The organism is Methanosarcinales archaeon (genome assembly GCA_014859725.1).
In the GTDB taxonomy this organism is placed as follows: domain Archaea; phylum Halobacteriota; class Methanosarcinia; order Methanosarcinales; family Methanocomedenaceae; genus Kmv04.
The window spans coordinates 1-3,861 of the sequence record JACUTQ010000187.1; the positions used below are offsets into that span (position 1 = coordinate 1).

Here is a 3,861-nt window from a genome sequence, read left to right on the forward strand (position 1 = left end):
TTAAATTGACCTATATTGGCCATTATCAGAAAATAATAAAAAGTCTCTAAAATATTTGATAAATTCTACCAGATAGATAGTACTTCTACCAGGCCATATAGTGGTTCAGGACTTGGACTTGCGATTGTCAAAGGTATTATTGAGGGGCATGGTGGCACGATCCGTGTAGAAAGTACCATTGGAAAGGGAAGTACGTTTATTGTAACATTTAACAAATAATCGGGGGTTTTTTTATATTAATAATATCATCATTGCTAATTATATTTTTCTATTAATCGACAGGTTTAAGTATCATATGTTGCATATTGATATTTGACGATAAATAGTCAAGTTTAGCAAGAATAGGAGGAAATACATTATGATGGCTCGCTTGATACATAAACAAGTACAGGTACAAAATGATGATATGCGATTCTGCCCAGATTGCCACAGGCAGATCACACAGCACATCATCACCAATAATTGGAAAGAAATGAGTGTTTGTGATTGCGGCTGGAATTCCAGCCTAAAAATTAGAATTGGACCGCATGAATCCAATTTTTATAAGATCGCCCCATCTCTGGAAAAGGAAGAATACCTTGAATTGATAAAAACATTAACGCTAAAATAATTTCAACAAGGGCATGAGGCGTTTAAAGATCACACCCCTTTTTTTCGCCTTAATCCACCCGAGTGTGAAGCACGCCTTTGGCCCATCTCTCTTTTATTCAATAATTTTATTTACATCCTTGTAGAATTTCAATAATTTCTTGGTAAGTTCATTCTCTACATCAAGAGTGAACGTTCTGAACGCTTTACCCACCTTTTGTTCTTTTACAATACCAAGCTTAAGAAGCGGTTCCATGACCCTTGACACGCTTGAGTGGGATAGACCTGTCTCTTCTGCTATACCAAAAAGAAAAGTTGTTTTGCCCCGTTTATCCAGGAGATTTTCCAGAACCAATAGTTGAGCTGTTTTCCCGAATATTTGTTCTAATGAACTCATATATATCATATATAAATAAAGCTTTAATATATATTAATCTATTCGTTTTATTCATTCAGTTTATCAATTGATTATCATATATCAATATTTATTGACTGATTTAACTACAATATTTCTTAAAGTTTGACAATTAAATGACTTGTTTGACTATAAATGTAACCAATATTTAAATGACTTCATTAATGTAAATAATATATTTTAGAGGTACAATGGTAATTAAAGGAAATACACCTCTGTACAGTTAGCTTATTTATCCAGTATGAATGCAACATATATGCAATTCTTTCTATTAATGGCCAGCTTTAAATATCATAACTATCACTATTAATTAATCTCAATAATAAAAGGAGGTAAATTAGTATGAAAATAAAGACCATAATAGTGGGAGTAATTATTTTGATATTCTTCTCTAACCTATTCCCGGCTTCAGCTGAAGTAGTAATTCCTTTAGTTGAACCTGAAATGGAATATCCTGACATGGAAGCTGATTTTGACAAATTGCAGATCAGTCCGCGTTATGAAAATATTCAACTTGAACCGGGAGAGAGCAAGACAATTACATTCAAGGTAAAAAATACAGGTGACAAAGCAGTCACAACTGATATAACAATAGAAATACCCCCATTTTCAGAGTATTTCATGGAAATGGATTGGATTACAGTCAATCCTTTAAGCGTCATAATCGAACCAGATGAATCCAGGGAATTTGAAGTAACTGTAGATATTCCTGAAGGTACAGTCAGAGGATATTACAGTGCCCAGATCGCATTTACAAATGATACACTTCCAACCCCTTATCCCAGTCCGTATCCAAATTACATCAATGCTGCACAGCTATCAGTGGATGTCTGGGTACCACCCGTCATTCAAATATCATCTTCCTATATCCATGACCAGATCGAGGCAGGGAAAACATACAACTATGATATAAAACTCGAGAATACAGGAGATGATCATGTGGAAATTAATCCTGAAGTGGATAGTTCAAATAGATATGAATTCGGCCCCAATGGACTGGTAGAACCCCCGATTTCTGATGAAGATATATTCATAACTTCACCTTCAATTATTAATCCGGGTGAAATTGTGATTGTTAAAGTAGAAATTAACGTGCCGCAGGATGCTAAAGGTTATTACAACGGCGCGATCGACCTGAACATCGATGATCCTTCTCTCAATGAATGGGAGGGACGGATGCAATTGGATTTCCAGATATGGAAACAGCCAACAGAACCCTATGTCAAAACATTCAATATCGATACAGACGCGCCTGTTACCATAGATATCATTTCTGATATATATGATTCTAGTCCCGAATCCGGGTCAAGTTCAAAGAATGATCCCAGTTTCGATGTTACCATAAATGGGCCGGATGCATCCACTCCGGGTGATATCAAACCATCAAAGATCGTGATTGGCGGTTCAGTTGATCTGGGATCTGAGAGATTCCCTCCCTGGGAGATGGAGAGCGAAGGATTGTATCAGGAGACCCGCACCCAATATATCGAGACATATACACTGGACGGGACAGCAGGTGACTGGACCTTGAGTATAATGCCCTATCATACCAGCAGGTTCGACTATTCGATCCAGATCGGGGAGTAATGATGAAAAAATTCGTCCCCTTCCTTCTTTTTTCTTTTATAATAATTTCGGGCTGTATTTCATCCGGAGGCAATAATAGGCCTGATTGGGTGCATCAGGTCAATTGGGAAGGGGATGTTCCAGAAGATACAAAGATCGAGACATTGCTCTGGGAACATATCACACCATACAGATCAATAGAATATGACATGGTGAACTTCATCACCACACAATCAGAAGATGTCATCCGGGTCAAAGCCGGATCAACACAGAGTCCTTATAACGATATCTATGATTTTTCCTACCAAAACGGCGAACTGGTAATGACAGGATATCTCCTGGAGGCCATACCTGCGGCTGATAGGATAAAGGCTCTTGATATCGTCTTCAGTGAGGGTGAGGAAATAAGACAAATAATAGCACAATCTCGATCAGAACCAACAGTAAAAAGAATACTTCCGCAAACTTCAGATAAATTCTATAAACCAAAGACATTATTGAGTGTCACATGGCAGGATGTCCAGGTTTCAGCTCTTGTGGATGTTGATACATACAGTATTGTAGATACCTGGAGCAGGGATGTGGAAAATTTGTTTTTTTTTTTAGAATTATTTAATTTTCAATTTTTTTTCAAAGCCTAATTAATATCATGCAAAAAGCTTTTCGCACAAAAATATATTTTCTAACGCGTCGATATATACAAAGCTTTAAATCTAATTAAGACATTTTATATCTTACACTCGTTCATAAATAGACAATTTTAATTACCTTGTTGGGGTGATAATATGGAGACCCTATTGTTTGGATTATTTGTCATATTGGTGGGAGTGTCTGCTGGACTGGATGTATGGGATTAATGGAAATCGGGAACAATCTACAAAATAGAACGAATAGGGCACAATTGTTATTGAAATTGGGACTCGCCTTCTTTGTGGGGGGCGTAGTGGCCTATGTCGCAGGATATCTCTCTCAAGAGCAGATAACGCCAATCGCTACTATGGCTCTTATTTTAGCAGGTGCCGGTTCAAGAAAGAAGCAAATGAAAAAAAAGTGAAATAATCTGATCGAATTAGGCTGAAGTACCGGAAGTTACGGCACGATACGGGGCTGTCCTAACCAATAATGTTTTTAAGTTTTCTAGTTTCTTTATAATTAAGCTTTTCTTAAATTTGTGAAGATATTTATAGAGACATCCAAATTCTAAAAGCAATATTTTTTTCTCGATTCTTCGGCTCTCCTGTCGCCCCCTCCTCGCCTGCACTCTACCCGGGTGCCCGTCCCGATCGGCTACG

5 protein-coding genes and 1 pseudogene are annotated in these 3,861 nt (G+C 37.3%); 5 read left to right on the plus strand and 1 reads right to left on the minus strand.

Going from position 1 to position 3,861, the window contains the following annotated elements; translation table 11 throughout:
- Nucleotides 1-42 precede the first annotated feature (42 nt).
- Together IBX40_11710 and IBX40_11715 are read left to right on the plus strand one after the other, a co-directional pair.
- Nucleotides 43-219 (plus strand): annotated as a pseudogene (locus tag IBX40_11710) (two-component sensor histidine kinase).
- Nucleotides 220-358: 139 nt separating this feature from the next.
- Nucleotides 359-610: a hypothetical protein gene (locus IBX40_11715; GenBank protein ID MBE0524979.1), complete on the plus strand. Its 252-nt coding sequence runs from the start codon at nt 359-361 to the stop codon at nt 608-610.
- Between the two features lie 93 nt (nt 611-703).
- Here IBX40_11715 and IBX40_11720 read toward each other — a convergent pair whose 3' ends face one another.
- The gene (locus tag IBX40_11720) at nt 704-985 is read right to left on the minus strand and encodes a MarR family transcriptional regulator (protein MBE0524980.1); all 282 of its coding nucleotides are present in this window, start codon (nt 983-985) and stop codon (nt 704-706) included.
- Nucleotides 986-1,345: 360 nt separating this feature from the next.
- Here IBX40_11720 and IBX40_11725 point away from each other — a divergent pair, with 360 nt between their 5' ends.
- The 3 genes from IBX40_11725 to IBX40_11735 all read left to right on the plus strand — a co-directional run bounded on the left by IBX40_11725 (nt 1,346) and on the right by IBX40_11735 (nt 3,623).
- Entirely contained in the window at nt 1,346-2,590 is a 1,245-nt protein-coding gene (locus tag IBX40_11725; GenBank protein MBE0524981.1) for a hypothetical protein, read from the plus strand.
- The gene (locus IBX40_11730) at nt 2,590-3,210 is read left to right on the plus strand and encodes a hypothetical protein (GenBank protein MBE0524982.1); all 621 of its coding nucleotides are present in this window, start codon (nt 2,590-2,592) and stop codon (nt 3,208-3,210) included. Before IBX40_11725 ends, IBX40_11730 begins: the two co-directional genes overlap by 1 nt.
- 206 nt (nt 3,211-3,416) lie before the next feature.
- Nucleotides 3,417-3,623, plus strand: a complete 207-nt coding sequence (locus IBX40_11735) for a hypothetical protein (protein ID MBE0524983.1) — start codon at nt 3,417-3,419, stop codon at nt 3,621-3,623.
- The last annotated feature ends 238 nt before the right edge of the window (nt 3,624-3,861 follow it).

Coding starts and splice junctions, on each gene's coding strand:
- IBX40_11715 (MBE0524979.1), top strand. CDS start 359: ATGATGGCTCGCTTGATACATAAACAAGTACAGGTACAAAATGATGAT.
- IBX40_11720 (MBE0524980.1), bottom strand. CDS start 985: ATGAGTTCATTAGAACAAATATTCGGGAAAACAGCTCAACTATTGGTT.
- IBX40_11725 (MBE0524981.1), top strand. CDS start 1,346: ATGAAAATAAAGACCATAATAGTGGGAGTAATTATTTTGATATTCTTC.
- IBX40_11730 (MBE0524982.1), top strand. CDS start 2,590: ATGATGAAAAAATTCGTCCCCTTCCTTCTTTTTTCTTTTATAATAATT.
- IBX40_11735 (MBE0524983.1), top strand. CDS start 3,417: ATGGGATTAATGGAAATCGGGAACAATCTACAAAATAGAACGAATAGG.